This window comes from Mesorhizobium sp. WSM4814, assembly GCF_055811595.1.
Map to the genome: position 1 here is coordinate 119,676 of NZ_JBVVQT010000017.1, position 20,419 is coordinate 140,094.

Annotated in this window: 15 protein-coding genes and 5 pseudogenes; 5 read left to right on the top strand and 15 right to left on the bottom strand. The window is 57.1% G+C overall.

Annotation, left to right across the window (positions count from 1 at the left end):
- The first annotated feature begins 51 nt into the window (after window positions 1-51).
- Together AC0L2V_RS23135 and AC0L2V_RS23140 are read left to right on the top strand one after the other, a co-directional pair.
- Complete coding sequence (locus AC0L2V_RS23135) at window positions 52-600, top strand: cupin domain-containing protein (RefSeq protein ID WP_473521297.1); 549 nt, start codon at window positions 52-54, stop codon at window positions 598-600.
- 45 nt (window positions 601-645) lie between these two features.
- Window positions 646-903: a DDE-type integrase/transposase/recombinase gene (locus AC0L2V_RS23140; RefSeq protein WP_473521298.1), complete on the top strand. Its 258-nt coding sequence runs from the start codon at window positions 646-648 to the stop codon at window positions 901-903.
- A 223-nt stretch (window positions 904-1,126) separates the two neighbouring features.
- Here the strand turns inward: AC0L2V_RS23140 and AC0L2V_RS23145 are convergent, their stop codons facing one another.
- The 3 genes from AC0L2V_RS23145 to AC0L2V_RS23155 are packed head-to-tail and all read right to left on the bottom strand — an operon-like array spanning window position 1,127 to window position 5,923.
- The gene (locus AC0L2V_RS23145) at window positions 1,127-3,808 is read right to left on the bottom strand and encodes a lyase family protein (RefSeq protein ID WP_473521299.1); all 2,682 of its coding nucleotides are present in this window, start codon (window positions 3,806-3,808) and stop codon (window positions 1,127-1,129) included.
- Entirely contained in the window at window positions 3,808-4,863 is a 1,056-nt protein-coding gene (locus tag AC0L2V_RS23150) for a cysteine synthase family protein (protein WP_473521300.1), read from the bottom strand. Before AC0L2V_RS23150 ends, AC0L2V_RS23145 begins: the two co-directional genes overlap by 1 nt.
- 10 nt (window positions 4,864-4,873) lie before the next feature.
- Complete coding sequence (locus AC0L2V_RS23155) at window positions 4,874-5,923, bottom strand: GHMP family kinase ATP-binding protein (protein ID WP_473521301.1); 1,050 nt, start codon at window positions 5,921-5,923, stop codon at window positions 4,874-4,876.
- Between the two features lie 590 nt (window positions 5,924-6,513).
- On the opposite strand from AC0L2V_RS23155, the gene AC0L2V_RS23160 reads away from it, so the two are divergent.
- Window positions 6,514-6,852: an Lrp/AsnC family transcriptional regulator gene (locus AC0L2V_RS23160; RefSeq protein ID WP_473521302.1), complete on the top strand. Its 339-nt coding sequence runs from the start codon at window positions 6,514-6,516 to the stop codon at window positions 6,850-6,852.
- Window positions 6,853-6,890: 38 nt separating this feature from the next.
- A pseudogene (locus tag AC0L2V_RS23165) lies at window positions 6,891-7,031 on the top strand (IS630 family transposase); the annotation flags it as partial.
- A gap of 27 nt (window positions 7,032-7,058) precedes the next feature.
- Here the strand turns inward: AC0L2V_RS23165 and AC0L2V_RS23170 are convergent.
- From AC0L2V_RS23170 to AC0L2V_RS23200, 7 genes and pseudogenes are all read right to left on the bottom strand, one after another.
- Window positions 7,059-7,605 (bottom strand): annotated as a pseudogene (locus tag AC0L2V_RS23170) (IS66 family transposase); the annotation flags it as partial.
- 444 nt (window positions 7,606-8,049) lie between these two features.
- On the bottom strand, window positions 8,050-8,304 hold the full coding sequence (locus tag AC0L2V_RS23175) for a M81 family metallopeptidase (RefSeq protein ID WP_473521303.1): 255 nt from the start codon (window positions 8,302-8,304) through the stop codon (window positions 8,050-8,052).
- Window positions 8,305-8,976: 672 nt separating this feature from the next.
- Window positions 8,977-9,234, bottom strand: coding sequence for an MlrC C-terminal domain-containing protein (locus AC0L2V_RS23180; RefSeq protein WP_473521304.1), 258 nt, complete (start codon window positions 9,232-9,234; stop codon window positions 8,977-8,979).
- An 8-nt stretch (window positions 9,235-9,242) separates the two neighbouring features.
- On the bottom strand, window positions 9,243-10,145 hold the full coding sequence (locus AC0L2V_RS23185) for a M81 family metallopeptidase (protein WP_473521305.1): 903 nt from the start codon (window positions 10,143-10,145) through the stop codon (window positions 9,243-9,245).
- A 28-nt stretch (window positions 10,146-10,173) separates the two neighbouring features.
- Window positions 10,174-10,245: pseudogene (locus tag AC0L2V_RS23190) on the bottom strand (hypothetical protein); the annotation flags it as partial.
- 138 nt (window positions 10,246-10,383) lie between these two features.
- Window positions 10,384-10,767 carry an ATP-binding protein gene (locus AC0L2V_RS23195; protein ID WP_473521306.1) on the bottom strand — a complete coding sequence of 128 codons (384 nt, stop codon included), beginning with the start codon at window positions 10,765-10,767 and terminating at the stop codon, window positions 10,384-10,386.
- Between the two features lie 31 nt (window positions 10,768-10,798).
- Window positions 10,799-10,909, bottom strand: a pseudogene (locus AC0L2V_RS23200) (IS21-like element helper ATPase IstB); the annotation flags it as partial.
- Here AC0L2V_RS23200 and AC0L2V_RS23205 point away from each other — a divergent pair.
- Window positions 10,875-11,138, top strand: a complete 264-nt coding sequence (locus AC0L2V_RS23205) for a hypothetical protein (protein ID WP_473521323.1) — start codon at window positions 10,875-10,877, stop codon at window positions 11,136-11,138. The pseudogene AC0L2V_RS23200 and the gene AC0L2V_RS23205 sit on opposite strands and share 35 nt — an antisense overlap.
- On the opposite strand, the pseudogene istA reads toward AC0L2V_RS23205, so the two are convergent.
- The 5 genes and pseudogenes from istA to AC0L2V_RS23230 all read right to left on the bottom strand — a co-directional run bounded on the left by istA (window position 11,053) and on the right by AC0L2V_RS23230 (window position 18,937).
- A pseudogene (istA, locus tag AC0L2V_RS23210) lies at window positions 11,053-12,599 on the bottom strand (IS21 family transposase). The gene AC0L2V_RS23205 and the pseudogene istA sit on opposite strands and share 86 nt — an antisense overlap.
- Before the next feature lie 464 nt (window positions 12,600-13,063).
- Window positions 13,064-14,215 carry a CaiB/BaiF CoA transferase family protein gene (locus tag AC0L2V_RS23215; RefSeq protein WP_473521307.1) on the bottom strand — a complete coding sequence of 384 codons (1,152 nt, stop codon included), beginning with the start codon at window positions 14,213-14,215 and terminating at the stop codon, window positions 13,064-13,066.
- Between the two features lie 15 nt (window positions 14,216-14,230).
- Window positions 14,231-15,481: a methylaspartate ammonia-lyase gene (locus AC0L2V_RS23220; RefSeq protein WP_473521308.1), complete on the bottom strand. Its 1,251-nt coding sequence runs from the start codon at window positions 15,479-15,481 to the stop codon at window positions 14,231-14,233.
- Between the two features lie 1,019 nt (window positions 15,482-16,500).
- Window positions 16,501-17,238 carry a class I SAM-dependent DNA methyltransferase gene (locus AC0L2V_RS23225; RefSeq protein WP_473521309.1) on the bottom strand — a complete coding sequence of 246 codons (738 nt, stop codon included), beginning with the start codon at window positions 17,236-17,238 and terminating at the stop codon, window positions 16,501-16,503.
- Between the two features lie 475 nt (window positions 17,239-17,713).
- The gene (locus AC0L2V_RS23230) at window positions 17,714-18,937 is read right to left on the bottom strand and encodes an ATP-grasp domain-containing protein (protein ID WP_473521310.1); all 1,224 of its coding nucleotides are present in this window, start codon (window positions 18,935-18,937) and stop codon (window positions 17,714-17,716) included.
- Window positions 18,938-20,419 lie beyond the last annotated feature (1,482 nt).

A 20,419-nucleotide genomic window follows, 5' to 3' on the forward strand; every position in this document is an offset into this window, starting at 1 on the left:
TTCATTGCGGGGACGGCATGATCTCCAGTCAATCATTCAAGGAACTGACGAGTGCCAAAGATTGGAAGCAAACTGCGCGAACTGCGTCGCCGACGGGACCTTAGCGTCAGAGCGTTGGCGGCTCGTTCGGGAATATCTCATTCCACAATATCTCTCATTGAGCGCGATCGAATGAGCCCTTCGGTCGACACTTTGGGTGCTGTGTTGGACGCGCTTGGAACGACGCTTACGGGCTTCTTTTCCGATCTACAGTCAAGCCTCCCGTATTCCCCATTCTATGCGTCGGCCAACCTGGTAGAAATTGGAAAGGTCGACACAATCTCCTATCGCGTGATCGGCTTGGATCACCCGAACCGCCAACTGCTGATGTTGCACGAACGATATGCACCAGGCGCGGACAGCGGCGAGGAATTCACTCATGCAGCGCAGGAAGCTGGCATGGTTTTATCCGGCATGGTGGAGGTGACGGTGGGAAACCAGAAACGAATTCTCAATCCGGGAGACGGATACTATTTTGATAGTCGGTTGCCGCATCAATTTCGAAACGTTCACAACGGCCATAGCGAAATTGTGAGCGCTATAACACCACCCACTTATTGACCATCCGATCCTCGCCAAAATCTGAGCCCGCGGGATGTCGAGGAAATGCTGCGCGACTGCGGGATCGTCGTTCCTGCGAGACCATCCGCCGATGATGCCGAAAGCACGGACTCTGGTTATCCGCGCCGCATACCCCACAAGGCGCCGACGAAAGGTGATGTCCGGCACCTCGATGAAGTCGTGGTGCGTATCAACGGTCAGAAATGCTCGTTGTGGAGAGCGGTTAGTCACGAATATGTGCTCGATGAGATTGTCCAGACGCGCCGCAACCCATGGCGGCCAAGCGCCTGCGGACGCGTGTGATTTTTCGTGGAATGAGGACCCTGTTTGAGGGGTGATTTTCAACGAGAGCTTCATCCGTGGCCTCGCCGGCGGAGCCTTCGTCGCCGATCAGCGCAGTGTCGTTCTGGTCGGCGGGCACAGGCACCGGTAAGTCGCACGTGGTCGTCGGGCGCTGATCCGCAACGGCGCTCGAGCAAATCCGGAGGGGATCAGCGACGCGCTTACACTTCAGCGTATGCATACGTCAATCAACGAATTCTTTCACTCGTCGTTTGCGGTGCACCTCGGCGCCAGCCCACCGCTCCCGTATCTCCTCACATTTCAGCTGCATTTCCCGAAACAGTGTTTTTGCTACAGAAATCTGGTCGTCAACTGATCTTTTTCCGGGTCCACCTCCGAATTGCAGAGCATCCCTGCACTCTTCGAGGCTCCCTGGCAGCACGCCACCGAGCTGGCTAGCCAGTTGGCTTCGGCGCTCCGCCACGTGCCTATTCTCAGCCAGGCGCCTTGCGAACTCGCCAATTTGTGTATGGGCCTTCCTGAAAGGAATGCATCGCGACGCCATCCGTTCGGCGGCGACGGCCGTCATAGATAAGCCATCTTCCAGGTGTTCGCGCATTGACCTCACGTTGAACGACATGTCCTTCACGATAAGCGACGTGAGGATGATGGCCCGCTTCAGGGCATCTTCTGCAAGGCCTAATGGAGAGCAGCCGTAGTTGCTTGCTTCGATCGAGTTGCTGAAAGGCGATTTACACGTAGCCGTTGCCGCAGAAACGTATGCGCCGATTATGGTGCTTGCCGATCCCTTGATGTGTTCAAGCAGAAACGGGTTCTTCTTCTGAGGCAGCATGGAAGAGCCGCCGGCAAGATTTCGAGGAACGTCTATGAGAGCGAACTCACGCGTTGTCCAAACCTGCAGGTCCTGGGCCACCCGACTGAGCAAGATTGAAACGCCAGCAAAGATTGAAAGCCCTTGCAGATGATGATCGCGGCTTGCGACCGCATCAAGTGAATTGAATGACGGTAGTTCGAATCCCAGAAGATTTGCAGTCTTCAGGGGATCTATAGGCATGCTGGTGCCTCCGCCGGCACCAGCTCCCATAGGGCAGTTCCTCATGTCTCCCAGCAGGCAGTGGAGACGCTGACGCTCGCGCCCCAGAGCGAAGAAAACGCTTAGTAGGTAGTGCCCTGGCGATCCGGGAAGTGCGATCTGGTACTGACTGTACAGAGGAGCCACAAGCCTCGATGCTTCCTCCACTCGCTGAAGCAGGGCATCTTGTAGGCTCTCCATTTCTTGAGAGATGGACCACGCGGCTTCCCGAAGGACCAGGAGAGAAATGGTCGCGTTCAGGTCGTTCCGGGATCTCGCCAGGTGCAGCCAGCCGGCCTTTTCCGGACCGGCTCTGGCCTCAAGTTCAGCCTCGTAGGCCAAATAAAGTCCACGCGGAGCATCGCGGCCCTCCAAAGACTGAAAGCGCTCGTCCTGAAGGTCCAAGACGTGCTTGAGGAGATCGGCAGCGGCCGCCTGGCTGACCAAACCCTGGTCCGCAAGCATCACCAGATGTGCTTCGTCTATGGCCGCCTGGTGCTGCAGAAAGCGGCCATCGCGTGAGATTTCGATAGGCGGGGCGAGCAACTTCATCGCTTCGGGATGTAAGTTCCAGCTGCCCTCGCTCGACCCAAGGTCTTGCTTGTCCGATTCGCCAGCAGCCGTCTCGATATCGATCACAATGGAATCGATCATCCGATCAGCTGCGGCGGCGGCGGCATCGAGTTCATCAGCGACGCCTACGGCGTAGGCTACTCTGTCTCTGAAGTCGCCCTCTATTTGAACTTCGTCCCCTTCAGATTTCAGTAGCCCGGCCTCTGGCACAGTCGGGTCTGGATTTCGAGAAAAGCCCAGGCGTTTGAGCTTGCCGGATTTATGAACGAGTTGGAAACGGATGGCTCCCGCCCTTGCGCTCGCGTGGGGAGGCGTGAACCCTTCTCCCGCGTAAAGTCTAATCACCATGTCAAGGATTGACGTTCCCAGGGCGTGGGAGAGCATGACTGGAATCATCCCTCCAGCCAGTCTGGGGTTGACCTCGATGATGACGGGGCCCGACTCCGTTATCACGAACTCCACATGAGACGGTCCGAAATTCAGGCCCAGAGCCGAGACCGCGCCTGCGGCAAAAGAGGCCAGTTCCCGTAGAGATGGCTCCGGTAGCGATGCCGGGAAGTCGTGCCCCACCTCGACGAAGCAGGGAGGCGGCCCTTTATGCTTGGCAAGAATTCCAAGACAATGCAGCGTCCCATTGTAGGCAATTATCTCTGCGGAGTATTCCTTACCCTCGACATATTGCTGGATGAGGATGTCGGGACTGGGCAGACCTACTTGTTCAAGCAGTGCGCCCCTTGCGCTCTCAAACGCTTTGACGGCGGCTGTGGCAGTATCGCACAACCTCACGCCGCTACTACCACTACCGGACACCGGTTTGACGACCACCGGCAGAGTAGCTTGGGCAAGAATATTCTCGACATCTCTGACGGAAGTGGCCAGCCGTGTTTCAGGAATCGGGATTGATTGTCGCTGTAACTCGGCCGCTTGCTTCCATTTGTTCCGGCATGTGGCGATAGCCTCCGAATTCGCTGCTGGTAGCCCCATCTCCATCGCAGCACTTGACGCTGCTTTCACAAAATAATCCGACGACGAGTATATACCTGCCAGGCCTGTTAATTTGGCAGCGACCCTGAGGAGTTCGTGCGGACTGCGCGTTTCAGCTTCAATCACTTTGGCGACCGAGTCCTTGAGAAACGGATAGCGCGCAGGATTGCGCGTAACGAGATAGGTCTCAAAGCCCAGGAGTCGGGCCCGCTTCATCAATAGTTCGCCGGTGCCAGTCGTGTTGCTTTCCACGAAAAGGAAGCTACCTCCGTTCATCAAACCTCCTCCAAAAGGGTCAGGACAGCTTCCCGGCTTTTCCGCTTCCAAAGATATCGGTTCCATGGCGGGAGAGCCGTCGAAGGGTGATTTTCGGTTGCCGGCGCGTCCAGCAGAACACCTTCATGTAGACATCCGTTCTTCTTCAGCCACTCGTGGTCGTAAACGGCTTCGACGTAGCGGTGGCCTTCATCAGGACATATGACGACTACGGTCTCTCTTGGATACTGTCGAGCGCGCCAACGCCCGACGATGTAGCTCGCTCCGGAGGTGGGACCGGCGAAAACGGCGTGCCGCGCGTGCAGGGATCGCGTTGCAGCAAATGCGAGCGGAGCCGAGATGAGATGCACCTCGTCGTACAGCTCATGCTTCACGTTCTTGGGGACTAGACTGTTCCCCAGCCCCCGCAGTTTCCGTTCGCCATCCCGTTGGCCAAAAATGACGCTGTTGAAGGTATCCACTCCAATCAGGCGCGCCCCAGGGGCTTTTTGGCGGAGGCGCTCGATCGTTCCACAGGTAGAGCCGCCGGACCCGACAGAACCGACCAGAGTTACGTCGGCGTCCAACATCTCTGATATTTGGTCGGCCAAGACCCAATAGGCGGCGGGGTTGTCCGGTGTTTCGTATTGCCGGGGCCAGAAACAGGAGTGGCCCAACTGTCTCATCCTGGCGTGCAATGCGTCAAGGCGGCTTCTTTGATAGCCACCGCGCCTCGCCTTTTCAGTTATTATGAAGACTTCAGCTCCCAGGGAGCTCAACCTGTTTTCCAGGCCTTTTTCCATCACTGGGTCTGTGAAGATTTCTAGCTGGAATCCACGTTCCAGGCACACCACGGCCAGACCCAGCGCGAAGGTTCCGCTCGAGGTTTCGAGAACTTTCATGCCGTGCGTCAAAGTCCCCCGAGCCAGCGCCTGCTCGATAATGTACTTTGCAGGTAGAAGCTTCATGAACGCGAACTGCGCAAGATAAAGGTTTGTCTCACATCTAATGATGCTGGGAAGAGCATAGGCATCAGAATAGCCGGAGAATGGCATGCATTTGCGATCAGCGTCCATATTGCTTACCTCAGCCAGTCATGGTCAGATAAATTTTAGGCGAGTTGTCGAACGGCGATACGTGGGCGAGCACAGACCGAAGCTTCTGTGGAAAGTCAGCCGCCATTCGATCAAGCAGGATTCCAATCATTGTGCCGCTGTGCGCGACTATGACCCCAAGAGCGTTAGTAGCCTCGGATGCATTCAACATCGAATTCAGATGCTCCTTTGGAGTCCGCTCCTGATGCAGGAGAGCGCTGGCTGTAGCTATTCTGCCTATCGTGGCAGTGTCACCGCGCGGAATTGCCATGCGGGCGCGGTCGAGTAATTCCTGATACTCTGCTCTGCGAGTGGCGGAGATTTCACCTCGCCGATGATCATAGTCGACGGTTTCGACCGTTCCCCCTTCATCGATACCAACGATTGCAAGCGGCGGCATTTGTCCGAGAAATGAGAGAAGGCTACATGCTCGCTGCTGATATGCCACCACGCCGGGGTACATTACTCCGTCGGACGGCTCAATCTCCGCCATTAGCTTCTCGATCAACGACGTCCGGACTCTATGCTTGAAGCAGCAGGCGATTGACCGTGCAGTCGCAACAAGATCCGCAGACGAACTCGCCAGCCCTTTGCCTTCCGGAAGCTCAGATTGCAAAAAGAGGATTCCTCCCGAGGAGCCGAGCGCAATCACGAGACTCTCAGCCAGTCGTTTTGCTTTGACTTTGTGTGACGGATAAACGGCTACGGACCGTGTGCCCGAGATCGGCATGAAGTGGGCACGCGCAAAGAGCGCGATGGGCATCGTGACCAAAAAGTGGGAGTCACGGGAAAGGGAGCCGATTGGCAATTGGCCTTGCAACAGCTCGCCGAATGTGCCGCAACAAAGAGCGTCGCCAGAGTAAACCCTTGGCTGCTGCCCGTTCTCGGCGATAATCTCAGCCGCATCTGCGCCATCGAATGTCTGGTGACACATGAATGGCCTCCAAACTTCATCTGTAGCCGCTTCTACAAGTTCTCTCGTCGCAATGCTCGCCCTGCCTCCTGCAGGTTCGATGGAACTGGCGGAATGCTGAGTCGGCATGTTACTTTCCTAGGTGCGCTGATGTTGCGAGGACACGAGACTTGGACCATTCAGAGCGCGACTCCTGTCTCAGGCGACACTTACTCGTGTTTGAGTCGAGATACTTATAAGTGGCCGGATGCCGATTGCCCAAACCCCGAGCGGCCTAAAACCCCCGACTGTGGGTGAACGTACCATTCGTCGCGATTAGCGGTTGCAAAGATTCTTTGAAGTTACTTGTAGGATTCGTTACACCGTTCGATGACTGGGGCGTATGGCGACGGTGGGTGCGATGTTCAACGGACCATTTTGGCGTCGTGGCGCCCTCCGGAAGGGTGGATGCGCCCGGGGATGCGCCCCTTGCCGGCGCCGACGCGCTCTTGGAACCATCGCGCGAGACCGCTATCAAACTGGTGGCGCGTGTGCCGACTCTGAATGCCTCATGTAAAAAAATTAAGAAATTGCAAAACTTGTAAGGTAAATATTAAATTTTGAGGTAAGGCCAGCATCGGACCGCGGACGACCTAGACAAAAGGATCCCAACAGCGCTACACAGGAATCGGCAGTCTTTGCCGAACTCTCGTTTCTTCCGTCTCTATAGAATCCGTCGAGTGAAAAAGTTCCATGCAGAAGATGTCATTGTGTATATGTCGATACTCGATCCGAAGGCTTTTTGCAAATCGATTACCGTTGTTGTGACAGTAGAGCTTGACTGTGAACGCCTGGAGTTTGTCAACCACTTCAAGCGCGCGATGCACTCAGCCAGGGAGGTCAAGCAATGCTATATGGTTACAGGCGAAGTCGATTTCGTCCTCATCGTGACGGTCGAGGACGTCGAGGCCTTTTACGTCTTCGTCAAGAAGAAGCTCTATAGCGACCCCAACGTGCGAAAATTTAACAGCATGATCAATATTGATCTTGTTAAGTTCGAGCCAAGGACAACAGTATAGCTTTTGACGGATTTCGCTGAAGTCACTGCCACACAGGAATATTGCTCACTGTTTCTTCGATTGACTGTCAGCGTTTGGGCGCGCTGATCAGAGATCGCAATGCGCCGCAGAAGCACATTTGGCGCGCCGAGATCATTCTGTTGCGGAGCTACGGCGTGGGCACCATCAAGATCATGCGGTAAGCTGATAAGTCCAAGCGTAACCGGTTAGCTGATGGCGTCTGGCTTGAAGTTCCAGGGCATGAGCATTTCGATTTCGGCTACGGGCCAGCGCCGGGCGATGCGGTCAAGGTCTGTGAGATCAGGCGAGCGGATCGATGCCATTCATTTTGGTCGTTTGCAGAAGTGTGGCTACGGTCGCCCAAGTTCGTCCACCGCCCTCGCTGCCGGCAAATAGGCTGTTTTTGCGAGTAATTGTCTGGGGCCTGATGGCGCGCTAGACGATGTTGGAGTCGATCTCGATGCGACCGTCCGTCATAGAAAGCGTTCGAGCGCCTCTCGTCGGGTGAGCGCATACCGGATTGCCTCGGCGGTCTTGGATTCCGGAGAGACCTTGCCCAGTTCCTTCCCCCAATGCTCGAAGAGGCTCTCGAGGATGGCCGGACTTTTCCTGACGCAGCGCAGCGCGGCTATCGGCATCCTTGCCGCGGACCTCGTTCTAGACCTCCCACAGTTTGCTCATGGTTGTGACCGAAACCGTCGCGCCCTGCGGGATCCCACGGATATGCAGTTCGTAAAACTTGCGCCGCGGATGATGGAACCTACTCTGTACAGGGCGCAGCCGTCCGGGACTTTTCCGACCGGTTACACGAAGAATCAAACGTTCTACGGCTCCCGGTGGACGTCGCCATCCAGCGGATAGATGGGCCGGGCGAGTTTCCGAAAAGAAAGCAGATTGTAATTGGAGCTGGTGATGCCGCCGCTTGCGCACTCTATAGCTGCTTTGCAGTGCCTTTCAAAGACAGGCTGACAATACATTCTCGACTTGAGAATGGGTTAGCGTGCGTTTAGCGGATCTATTGCCGCACAGTGAAAGACGCCAAGATCTGAGAACGATCGCCGCGTCAGTTTAAAACGGCCCTCCGTATATGGCAAAGCTGATCGGAATAGATCGGTCCGGACACGACATAGTTGCCATCGCTCCCAGCAACAACCTTCCCCCACAGTGCACGGCGCTGCAATCGTCCGCTTTTACTTCTCAGATTGGCTCGCCGGTCGTGGACATGTCGAAATGGGGATATGTCTTGAAAACCGACCATGCAGTCGCAATTGTACACCATGCGCTGCGTGATGTACCATGCAGATCGAGCGCCACCCCGAGAGAAACGTCAGCGGCAGCCCTTCTGGCTCGTGCCAGCAGTTCTCCCTCGCCGACATCGAAACTGCGCGTCACCATAGCCCCGTGCAAATCGAGAGGAATCGCGTCGCAACCACATTCGACAGGCGGCAACAACGGCGGCGGCCATTTGCCGTATTCAAGCCGATGCCGAAGGCGGCGCTAGGCGCCTTTTACGATTGCACTCTTAAAGGGAGCGGAGGTGATCACGCCGCTCGCGGCCACCGCCAACCCCGGCGGACTCGTAGAAGACGAGGCTTTTGAGACGGCTGAGAATGTATTGGTTCATGATTGAGGCGGGCAATGACAATGCGCACCGTATGCTCTCCGAACAGTTCCGCGCCCGGTCAGCCCTTCCTGCCAACCTGTTGCTAAAGGCCAGGTTTAGGACCATCCGGGCAGCCCCTCAAATCTTAAGATCAGCAGATAGCGGCGTGGGGTATCATGAACATCCCTGCCCGACCGCCGTGACGAACGGGCTGAACTCGTATCGGCCTGTAAAATCGAGCTCCTTTGCAGGAGCGCGAAAACCGGATTCGGAGCGGTAGCTGGTGAATGGTCGGGACGGAGGCAAGATCCGTCCCACATCACTCGAAGGCGCTTGTGGTCGGTGGCGGGCTGCCGAGCATCTAATGGAGCTCGTTTGGATCGGAAGCGCGGCCGTCAAAATAGTGCCGCCCGTCGAAGTCGACCATCCCCATGTTTTCTCTCGTTCGCCGTGAAACTGCCGACGTGGCGCAGTTTCTGACAAACTTTGCTCTGGCCTGCACAGCCTAATTCGTCCGTATCCTAGAGTTTGATGTCGTCAAGTGGCCAGATCGGACGGCGGACATGGCGCAACCTTAACAGGAGTTCTGAACCCAACATCCCACCGCCGTCCACCATGAGCACTTCGCGTGCGATCGGTTCGAAGGCCGCGCGGAAATGATGAGATGACTTGAGCGCGATAGTCGCGCAGTGAAGCGGGTCCACGCCAAGAGAGGTAAGTTGCGCAAGGTCGACTCCTTGGATATTTCGCGAGATTACCGCGACTTCGATGCCGCCCACACGGAGCATCAGGCTCGGCCCGAAGCTGTTCCACCCGCCTCCGCCAAGAACGAAGGACCATAGCAGCGGAAATGTCCGCTAGTTATTGACACCACCTGCGCTTCGACTTCGAGCGGTCCACCGCCCATCTCAGGGGCATGCTTGCCACCAAGAGCCATCCGCCCGCTGTTCCCCACACCGATGGCGATGCCGGCCTGAACCGCCGCCGGATCGAAGATCGCATGGAAGGCCGCGTTCTGGAGGTCGGCCGCGATCATAGCTCGCAGCAAATCCGTAGCGTCTCCGTATGCACCGCCGCCCGGATTGTCGCTGTTATCAGGGAGCACCAAGGGCTTTTTGGCATTCAATTCGCCGGCTTTTGCTTGCTCCACTGCTTGGGCAGCGGTGGCTGATGTCCAAGGGGAGGAGAGAAACTCACGTGTCTGCCATGCGTAATCCATAAATTCCTCTGCAATGCGCTGCGCCGCGGTGGTGTCGCCATCGACAGTAACGGTGACGCTGGGCCCGACATCGTAAATGTCACTCAGTTCGAATCCAGCGCAGACGCTCACTACCAGTGCCTTTCCGGAGGACTCCAACGCCTCTCCGCGGTTGATCAGCTCGCGCATCGGGCCGACCTGAGTACGCCCGCCATCGAGACCATGCGCCATCGGGCGCTTGGCGATGACCGTCCGAGGACGAATCTCACCACGCAGAGCGCGGTCGAGCAGTTCTGCGCCCTGCCAGGCGCGTTCATAATAGTCAATGTGAGGATACGTCCGCACGGCAATCAGCGCCGAGGCGTTTGCCGCCATCTTTGCCGTGACGTTTGCGTGCAGGTCGAGCGTAGCGACGATCGGCGCGTCCGGCCCGAGCACAGTACGCAGTCGTGCAAGGATCTCGGCCTTCCGGGTCTTCGCAGCCCTCGGCAACCATAGCCCCAGGCAACTCGAAGAGCGCTCCATCGCAGCCTTTGGCCCCCGTAAGGAACCAGTCGCAAAGCTGCTCAAATGTTTGACTGTCAAAGACCACGGAATCGGGACCCTGTTTTTTCGCGCAAAAGGGGCCCCGGTATTGGGGTATTGAAGGGCACGCCGGTAAGCGCCCGATCAGGCGAAGCTGGTCGGGGCTGCACAGCCTGATCGGGCGCGACTGATTGGCTTTCGGACTTCAGCTTTGAGAGCGGCTCTTGAAGCGCCAGGATTCGTTGCCAGTCTCGGCGATCTCGCATGATGGGTGAGGCGGTCGAGCAGCGCGGTTGTCATCTTGGCGTCGCCGAAGACGCTCGCTCGGCCATTCCCCGAAGGCGAGATTGGTGGTGATGATGACGCTGGTGCGTTCGTAAAGTTTCGAGACCAGATGGAAGAGCAACTGCCCGCCGGCCTGGGCGAAGGGAAGATAGCCGAGTTCATCGAAGACGACGAAGTCGAGCCGGGTAAGGTGATCGGCAATGCGGCCCTGCCGGCCGGCACGGGTCTCGGTCTCGAGCCTGTTGACGAGGTCGACAACGTTGAAAAGCGCCCGCGTGCGCCGTGCGGATGAGAGAACGGGCAATGGCGATCGCCAGATGCGACTTGCCGGTGCCTGTCCGGCCGACCAGGACGACATTGCGCTGATCGGCGACGAAGGCGCCGGCGGTGAGATCGCGGATCAGGCTCTCGTTGACCGGCGTGCCGGCAAAATCGAAGTCCTCGATATCCTTGGCCCAGCGGAAGCTTGGCGACGGTGAGCTGGTACTTGATGGGGCGGGCCTGCTTCTCCGATATCTCGGCCTGCAACAGATCGCCGACGATCTTCGGCGGTTCGTGCTGCCGCTTAATGGCGACGCCCATGATCTCGTTATAGGCCGCGCGCATCCCGAAGAGTTTCAGCGCCCCCATCAGTTCCAATACTTCGGTGCGTTCCATGGCTGTTCGTCCTCCTGAGGCTGTCATAGCGGGCGCAGTCGGCGATCGGCTCGTGAGCCAGCTTCAGCCCCTGGGGAATGGAAAGGATCGTGCCCGGCGCCGGATCGCGGCTGCGGGCCAGAATTTTGAGGATCCCCGCCGCCGACGAGACGCCGTGCTCGATGGCTTCTGGCAGGCGGCCTCGACCGCGCTCAATCCATCGGTCAGCACGCAGGTGAGGATCGACACCATCTGCCGATCGCCGCCATCAACCGCCTTGAGCTTGCGGCGCACCTTCTCCATTGCCGACGGCAGGACCCAGCCAAGGAACGGCGCGCCGTTGCGCAATCCGCCCGGCTTGCGGGCCAGCACCGGCACGTAGTGCCAGGGATCGTAGATGACCCTCGTTGCGGCCGAAGCAGCGGGCATGCTCGCCCACGACCACACCGTCCTGGCGGATAATGATCCGGTCGGCATAAGCATGGATCTCGACCGGCCGGCCGACGGCTGCACCGAGTATTTGTTGTTTTCGAAGCGCACCGTGCAGGTCTTCGACACCGACGCGGGAATGCAATGGAAGCCGTCGAAGCGACCGGCATAGGGAATGAAGCTGGCGCGCTCTTCTTCGAATACGTCCCAGATCGTGCGCTCGCCCTGTTCGGGGCCTTGGCATAGGCAACGCATTTGTCGGCCAGCCAGCCGTTGAGATCCTCCAACGTCTTGAAGCGCAGCCTCGGTGTGAAGAAGCGCTCGCGCACCAGCCCGACCTGGTTCTCGACTTGCCCCTTCTCCCAGCCGGCCGCCGGCGTGCAGGCCTCCGGCTCGACAAGGTGCCCGCACATCTGCGCAAAGCGGCGGTTGTAGCGGCGATCCCTGCCGATGAAGATCGCGTCCACCGCCGTCTTCATGTTGTCGTAGATGCCGCGCGTACAGGCGCCGCGGAAGAAGCCGAACGCCCGGTCATGGGCGTCGAACACCATCTCCTGCGTTTCGCGCGGATAGGCCCGCACGAAGAACATACGGCTGTGGCAAAGCCGCATGTGCGCCACCTTCACCGTTACCGTCACGCCGTCGAGCAGAACGATCTCGTGGCTCCAGTCGAACTGGTAGGCCTCGCCCGGCGCAAAGCTCAACGGAATGTAAGCTTCGGCCGCGGCGCTGCCGCGATCCGCCTCCCAACTCTGAGCATGCCGCCACACCGAACTGCTGCCGTCATAGCCGAGGCCGGGAAGCTCCTCGAAGATGCGGATCAGTGTCAGCCGCTCCCGCTGAGACTTGGCCGCATTCGCCGACAGCAGCCGATCCAACTCGTCACGCCAGGCGCCCATCCGGGGAACAAGGCTGATGCTTGCGCTCGTAGCGGAACTCTGTCTCCTCGGAACGCAAAACCTTGCGCACCACCTTCCGGGAGATCTTCAGCTCCCGGCAGATCGCCTTGATCGACTTTCCCTGCACCAGCGACAGCCGGCGTATCTTTGCAATCGTCTCCACAACCAACATCCAAATCGGCTTCGCTTCGCTCGCTGTGACCGGCTCACGAGAGGACTTCCACCTCCTAGTCGATGCCCATGCCGGGCGCACAACACAAATGCCTCCGATCAAACCGGAGGCATCTTGATGACCCCACCGTTAAGGGGTCCCGTTTGGACGAAAATCACCCCTGAAACAGGGTCCTCATTCCATAAAAAATCACACTCGAGGTCGAGTATGATGCCGTCCGCCCCCCTTTCATGAGCCCTCCCCCACGAAGCGGGAAACGTGAGCGGCAACGAAGAGCAGGGATCTCCAGCGGGGCACAGACCTTCGGGCTCTCAACGGCCGAAACGGTGTCCTTGATCACGGAGTGCCTCTGCGGTTGATTTTTGCGAGGGCGGTAGCAGCCAGTTTGCAGAGTGCCCGGACTGGATGGCGAGGAACCGTCACGCGTTCTGTAAATCGCGAGCGCGTCCCGACACGATGCGCGCTCATGCTGACGCGGCCCTATCGCGCAGACGCCCCAGAACCTCTTCCCGGACAGTCTGCGTATGAGCACCAAGAGCCGGAACCGGGCGCAGCGAAGGACGCTCCGCGTTGAAGATCGCCGCCGGCGCTATCGTCTCTATAGTTCCTTCGGGTGTGCTAACGGTTGCTCTGCGAACGTGTGGATGTCTTGAAACATCGGCCACCTCGTTCAGTCGACCATATGCCAGACCGGCTGCCTCAAGCTCCTGCATTGCTTCGGGACAGGACAGTTCGGAAAAGCGCAGTGCGATAATCTCGTCAAGTTGCACCCGATTATCGAGGCGCTCCATGTTGTCGGAAAAACCAGGTGCGCGTGCCAGCTCGGTTCGTTTAAGGAACTTCTCGCAGAAATTTACCCATTCACAGTCATTTTGCACCGAAAAAACAACCTCCTTGCCGTCGGCGCAACGATACGCCCCATATGGCGCCAGCGACGGGTGTTTCACGCCGGCGCGTACCGTGTGATACCCACTGTAGTCGCTTTGCAGAACCGGCACGTTCATCCAATCGGCCAGGGCATCGAAAAGTGACACCTGGATGCTGGCCCCTTCGCCGGTGACTTCGCGGTGGTACAGCGCCTGAAGAATGGCGCTATGCGCGGTCATGCCCGCCGAGATGTCGCAAACCGAGACTCCGACACGTGCGGGCCCTTGTTGGTTCCCGGTGATCGCGCACAGACCCGTTTCAGCCTGAACGATGAGATCATATGCCTTCAAATGGGAATACGGGCCTGTCTCCCCGAAACCAGAGATGTCGCAGGTGATCAGCCGTGGAAAACGCCGACGGAGATCCGCAGACCCAAAACCGAGTCTTTCTATGCTGCCCGGTTTCAGATTTTGGATGAAGATGTCAGCACTGGCAATAAGCGTGTCCAGCACGCCGCAGTCAGCTTCCGATCTCAGGTCCAGACAAACCGACTCCTTACCCCGGTTGAGCCAGACGAAGTAAGCGCTCTGTCCCCGCACCAACTTGTCGTACTTTCGGGCAAAATCCCCTTCCGGCCTCTCGATCTTAATGACCCGGGCCCCAGCATCCGCAAGCCGTGATGATGCGTAAGGCGCCGCCACCGCCTGCTCTACGGCTACGACCGTAATCGCCTCAAGAGAGTTCTGCATGCGACACCGTGCTTTTCATCCAATTTTTTCGTTTTGAGCCCGACGACGGTTCAGTATCGCCAGCAACCGGTTTTGTTCATTCCCAACAATTGAGAATGCCTCGTCGACACCCATTCCGGGCTTTGCAAGCATCATGTCGGCTTGGGTCGCTACAGAGACGTGGACTGAAGCCTGCGCGGAGAGATCCGTTTCGGTACAGCTCCCACCGACATAAGCCCCTACTTTGTTTTCCTTGCAGATAAGAACCGCGCGAGCCGTATCGGCGATTGAGCCGACGTCTGGCGTCTTGATTTGGAGCAGATGCGCGGCCTTCGCTTCGGCAAAGAGCCGAATATCTTCTAACGTATTGCATCTCTCATCGACGACAATACGAGCGCTGGAATCCCGCTTGTCCAAAATCGATACGATCTCGGCATAATTCTCAATTTGCGCTTGCGTGGAACCAAAATCCGCCGGGGACTCGATGTTGAGCGTGAAGCCCGCAACGGTATCTGCAACTTTGGAGATGAAGTCGGCGATGCGTTGCGGCTCCAAGCCAATTTCCTGGCCGATCCAGCCATACACATCGAAATGCAAGACCGGATGATACCCCGGGCGGCTGATTTCGCACGTGCGTGTTGCAACCCATTTCACGAAATCCATGAAGGTCTGGCCGTCGACGCCGAATTTCTGCCGCGAATTGATCAGACCGTGGGGAAGCACATCCACCGCTTTCAGGATCATCTTGTCGACGTTGATTTCGCGAGCATCACCGCTCTGGCAGTAAATCGGGACCTTGCGGGTCGGCAGCACCAGACCGAACTCCGTGCATATGATCTCCGCCATCGTTTTGCGCTGAAGATGGGCGGCTGCGCGAAGGAGAGCTTGGCTAACGCCATATTCAACAGCCGAAGGTAACCGCTGTTCGAGCGCTTCCAAGACATCCGTGCAAGAACCACGAAAGCGAGAGGCATCCACATCAAGGAGCCGCGGCGCGACAACGCGTGACGTTAAAGATGAGATTTCATTGATATCGAACACGGGATCGCGCCCACCGGCACCAGAGTATTGGACGTTCATCATGTCGCCCCAGACAACGGTGTCGTCGGCAAGGACGAGCCCGACGCTGAGCGAAGATGCTGGAATGCGTATCGAGTTGAATCCGAGCGTTGTCGGTCCACCGACATAGACGAAGCCGTCCTGGATAGCGCCAGACCTAATGGCTTCCTGATCGTCATAGAAAAATGCGCCGGTGCCAGGCGCGAGCAGGACATCTTTGATCTGCACTTCACTTCACTCGATTTTTACGGACTGCGTTGACGGGCGGTTGCGGTTCGTTCGCTGCCTGCCAAGTATGCGCCACTTGATGTTGAGTTCACCAATATAATGTTCCGGACGTTGCCATCGCGTTTTCAGATGGATGCGGGCTCATCACGCTCACAGCAGGCGTAGCGTAGTACGCTCAAAAACCAGAACGCGTGCGGAATGGCGTCATTCCGATCCTTGATAGACGCCGAGCCCTTGCCCCTCTTCGAGCCGAGAAGCTCAGAGACATAGCATACCCTGGGCCCGCATACCGCCCTCGGCGCACCTGAGTACGAAAGAGATGGAGTTGCCCTCGTCGCGCGCGATGCGCCAATAGAGGCGATGCCCCCGACTTCTTTTTGTATGCTTGCAAAGCACGGGGTGTGCCGAGCGCTGTTGGGGTGCGTGCCCTTCTGCCCTTCAACACAGCGCTGCGACATCGTTGAGACATCATCCCATCATCCGTCACATGTCGAAGGAAAGCTAAGCATAGAGCCTCAGCGGGACAGTGCCGGAACCCCGAGCGGCCTTTTTATTGATGTCGACGCGGCTTGGCCGCATCGTTGCGAAGAGACGCGGCGCGGATTGAAGCCGACGCTGCTGCCGTCGCGATGGAGGTGGCTCTCCACACTAGGGAGGTCCGGATCGTGCAGATGGCTACCAACTCCTTGCAATTCCAGAACTGAACGATTGAAGATAAAAACGCCAGCAACGCCACTCTCCGCAACGGCTATTCGAAGAAGTCGGTTCTGACGGGCACTTGAAAGCAAGACTACGCTTGATCTAGAACGCTCGGGCGGCCCGAAACATTGGATCTGAAGTTAACTGCCAAATACCCAGTGCCGAGTTCGACAGCAGCATCATCTCCATGTAGCGCGGCATGGCGGGTCGCGAGATCAGCGGTGATCCAACCGGCGGGCCCAGAGACTGGATTCGGATCAAAGATCCCCGAAGCGCTCCTTTTTGTCGTCTTAAGATTAGTCTAACTGGCAGGTCACGGATTACGAGGTGGTTCGACGGTAAACTGAGATTTGACGTTTGGAGACGTTGGTGAACGCACCTCTCCCCCAATCTCCCCAACGCTCCGCTAGCTCCAGCCCAACGAATTCGGCCATCGTATCGAGCTCCTGATGATAAACGTAACGAATACGTTGTGGAAAACGTCTGACCGAGCTGCCAGAAAACCACAGGAGGGATGAAAGCAAGTTCTGGCTTAGTGGGTCGTGAATTTCCACATTAACGATTGTATTCTCGCGATCCACGAGCGTAGTAGTCGTTCTTTGGCCGCTGACGAACCCATCCAAGGCTGGCACACGCAGCTCTATCGCCAAAACGCCCTCATCGTCTAACGCCTTCGCGGCAGATCGGAGACAAGTTATTTGCTGTTCGCGGCGGCAGAGCAGCGTAAATGTACTATGAACACAATAAACAAGATCGTAGCGTTGCTCTGAGCTGAAATCGGCAATGTCCACCTTCCAAGCCTTAATCAGATCGGTACGCTTGGCGAGGAGCTTCAACATGCTATCCGAATTGTCGATACCTTCGACCTTTACGCCGCGCTCGCTCAACGGCACCGCTACGCGCCCGTTGCCTATGCCTAGTTCGAAAGCACTCCTTCCGCTGGAAAACCGCTCAAGAAAGATAGCTGTTTCATCTGCCTCGGCGACCTTGCCTACCATACCAGTTAATTTTTCATAGACGGAAGCCAAATTCTCATCATAGCTAAACTCTGCTGTCAATTTCGGTTCTCCTGACCCTATCTTCTCATTGCGTTGCTAAACGTATTAATCTTATTAATGCCTACAACTGTCCCTTACGAGCACTTTCAACGACGGGCAATATTTGACTTTCCGACGGCGATTCACCAGGCACGTCGGCTCGGGTTTCACCGAACACGCAAACCTCCGCCACCCCTGAACTATCGTTGGGCCTTGGCGAAATCGCACGTCTTTAACAGGATACATTCTAAGAGCGAATGCATAACTTCCGCTTCGAGAGCAAACATAGTTTGTTACCAAACCTCGTTATAGCTACCAATGTGCGTAGGTGGCACTAGGCCGCAGAGGTCTTTGCTTGGCGTCGCGAGGCGTGCTTCAGTGCAGCAAATTCTCCTACCTTTGTGCCGGCGGTCGTCTTCTGAGAGTTGATTTTAGCCGCCGAAAGTGCCACCCTTCGCCGTTCGCCGCATAGCATCTACGCCCGTGACACGACTTCTTATCCGCAAGTGGGGGGAAAGGGTGTGATCGACCAATCGATTAAGTCGACGGCACGCTGAAGTATCGCCGCGGTCTGAGCACGACTGGGTGAAGCCGCGATGACATACCCGATGTAGTCTCGGAAATCCCCTTTCCTGACGATAGGCGTCATGGATTCAGCAAGGTATTTGACCTCGACGACACCAGTTAGGGCAGCGGCCCGGCTGCCGTCATCGCTCCAATCGAGGATGCCATCGCGATCAGGAACTAAGCACCGGGTGGACGCAGCCTGCGAATGCCTTTTGCGCAAATCCCATTCCTCGCCTATCACAAGTTTGATGTGCTCGGCGATGAGATCGACACCGTAACACAGCTGAATCAGTTCAGGGTCTCCACCAGCCATACGCGGATTGACTTCGATGACCACTGGGCCAAGCATCGTCCACCGGAATTCAATATTTGATGGCCCCCAGCCAAGGCCGAGAGCTCGCAAACAGCTCAGCGACACATGGGCGATACGTTGATGCTCGTCATGAATTAGCGGGGCCGGACAGGTGTATTCATGAGAGAGGAAATGCGGTGGCGGGCCGAACTCATAGGCGGTAATTCCAATGACCTCATCTCCCATTAAATTGGCGACATAAAGGGGGCCTTGTGCGAATTCTTCGACCAGTATTCTCGGCGAGGACTCCCCTGTGTGCTTGCCGCCCGACAGAAAGGTCGTATGTTCGGCTAACTCCTCGAGGTTGCGGCACAATCGGACACCGGTGCTGCCGCTGCCGACCACTGGTTTAAGAACCACCGGCAGGCCAATCTCGGCAGCAGAGCGTTCTACATCTGTCGCAGTCACTGCCAATCGATAAGCAGGGATCGGAAGGCAGGCCTTCGCGAGGAGCTGACGTTGAACGAGTTTGTCGCAGCACCGCGCAATGGATGTGGGATTCGGTCCCGGTAGATCGAAATACCGGCAAAGCTTGCCAACTGTCGCATAGAACGCCTCCTTGAGGCCCGTAATGCCAGCGATGTCATAGCTCGCATTCAGCCGGGAACATTCGGTGACCAGCGCGTCGAAATTGCTTGTATCAACACGGATTGTCTCAATGCTTTCCGCTGCAAGATAGTCGTACTGAGCTGGATCAGCCGACAAGACAATTGGATGAAGTCCAATGCACTGGGCCGCTCGGATGTAGAGGGGACCATTACTCCTATGACCTTCAACCAGGATGAGCGCTCTTCTTACCATGGTTGTGGACCTTGCATTGCGTCTGTACAGCGTCGAATTAGTGGGGTCTGACCCCGGACGTGGTGATGAACGTACTACTGTCCGGGATTTGCCGCCATTAAGGTTCTGTAAAATTTTGTTTGAGTGCCCCCGGTGATCGAATCCCGGCTTGGGAGTTTGGAGGCCGACGGAGCGATTCTCGACCGAGGCCGCGAGCTCGGCATTCCTCCGCGCTGCCGCTAATATCAGCACGTTCCCACCTAGTCGGCTAAAACCGCTTAGGGTGACGGGAACTTCGTCGCGAGCTCAAGCAGGCGGCGAATCGCTACGCGCTACAAGAAACCTTTCGCCAAGTTCCTCGGCTTCATCAACCGCCGCCATCATCCTCGGGATTAAACAAACAACTTAGCTCGGCAGCGCAAAAAATTTACAGAACCTTTGCGATCGTAAGTCGCCGCCAATGGTATGTTCACTGCAACTCTGAGGTCGAAGCATGGTTGAAAACAAGAGGAGCGCTTAGCATCGTGGGGATTATGTCGCTCGTGAGTCAGCCAGCTGATGCGCAAAAAACCTGGGGGGTGCCGATAGCGAACATTGCCAATCAGGAGCTTTGTCGCTACGAAAGGGCTGTGCTTGCGGTGCAACGTTTCGGCAGGTGAAGCTCGCTCTTGCATCGAATGCCGAATGATCGCCACCGAGGTTGGCCTGCCACACTACAGCAAGCTTGGATTCAACGAGATAGAACCCGATATACCCATGGGTGTGTAGCGCCGTGCAGGTGCCGGACGACGTCATGGGCAACCGATGATGATTTGGATCAGATATCCGAAGTTGACCGCAGCGCCACAGGGTTTGATCACGGGCACTCATCTCGGCTCTTCGGCTCTTTGGAGTAGGGGCGCTTCGCCGTCATGCGCCATTCCAGAAAAGTGATTGGCTATGCGGCACTATTCAAACACAGGCGCAAAAAACACAGGACTGGTCGTCGCGCGCAGCAGCGTTGAATCACGGTGCCTGCTGTCCATGATCTCTTCGAATTGTGCCGGCGCGGCTCTCTCCATCGATCTCCGACCGGTGTAGGAGCTCGCGGATGGCTGCACTCGATAGGGATAACAGCGACGTTCAGTTCCGCCGCGATGGGCCGTGGTAGCCTCCAGTAGATGCCGAAAGGCCCTTCCACACCTATGCGCTGGCGACCCTTAGGTTTGGTTTCCGTGATCCACACTTTGGAATTTGCGTCGAGAGATTGTCATGTTCCCCCTTTTCTTCCTGCGGCGCCGGTTCTTTGCTTTTGGTTTTGTTTGATCGAATGCCACTCCCCGCGGATCTTCTGGGGGGACGGTCCCAGTTATGGCGACTATTCTAAACCATCTCGCCCCTGCCGGCCTTGGATATGTCGCGCTCCTCCACGGCATGATAATCCCCCCATCGAGGAGGAGCTATAGAATTGAACTGGAGAGATAGCAATGACCAAAGGATCCGGCCCAACGCTTGGCATTGCTT